We start from the raw sequence: 1,000 nt of genomic DNA on the forward strand, positions 1-1,000 counted from the left end.
CTCGTCGGACTCGAAGTCCGTCACCGAAGGCAACACTGCCGCCGCATTGAACGCCAGCGGCCAGCTTACCATCACCGACCCGGATACGGGCCAGGCCCATGTCGTGGCGCAGACGAACGCGCACGGGACCTACGGCGACTTCACGATCGATGCCAACGGCGCCTGGAGCTACACCGGCAACGGCGCCCATGACGAGCTCATCGCCGGCCAGCAGGTGCAGGATCAGTTCACGGTGACCAGCCAGGATGGCACCGCGAGCGGCATCGTGACGGTGACTATCACCGGCAGCAATGATGCGGCCACGGTCTCGTCGGACTCGAAGTCCGTCACCGAGGGTGATACCGCGGCGGCGCTCAATACGAGCGGCCAGCTCAGCATCACCGATCCGGATACCGGCGAGGCCCATGCCGTGGCCCAGACCAACGCCCATGGGACCTACGGCGACTTCTCGATCGATGCCAACGGCGCCTGGAGCTACACCGGCAACGGCGCCCATGACGAGCTCACCGCCGGCCAGCAGGTGCAGGACCAGTTCACGGTGACCAGCCAGGACGGCACCGCGAGCGGCACGGTGACGGTGACTATCACCGGCAGCAACGATGCGGCGACCGTGAGTTCGGACTCGAAGTCCGTCACCGAGGGCGATACCGCGGCGGCTCTCAATACCAGCGGTCAGCTGACGATTGTGGATCCCGACACGGGCGAAGCCCATGTCGTGGCGCAGACCAACGCCCACGGAACCTACGGCGACTTCTCGATCGATGCCAACGGCGCCTGGAGCTACACCGGCAACGGCGCCCATGACGAGCTCACTGCCGGCCAGCAGGTGCAGGACCAGTTCACCGTGACCAGCCAGGATGGTACCGCGAGCGGCACCGTGACGGTGACCATCACCGGCAGCAACGATGCGGCGACGGTCTCGTCGGACTCGAAGTCCGTCACGGAAGGCGACACCGCGGCGGCGCTGAACACCAGCGGTCAGCTGACGATCGTGGATCCC

Annotated in this window: 1 protein-coding gene; it reads left to right on the forward strand. The window is 66.4% G+C overall.

All coding sequences use genetic code 11. From position 1 onward, the window contains the following. Positions 1-1,000: VCBS domain-containing protein (locus MOV75_RS39520; protein WP_247008261.1), on the forward strand; the 1,000-nt coding region annotated here is incomplete at both ends.

This window comes from Bradyrhizobium sp. PRIMUS42 (assembly GCF_023006515.1).
In the GTDB taxonomy this organism is placed as follows: domain Bacteria; phylum Pseudomonadota; class Alphaproteobacteria; order Rhizobiales; family Xanthobacteraceae; genus Bradyrhizobium.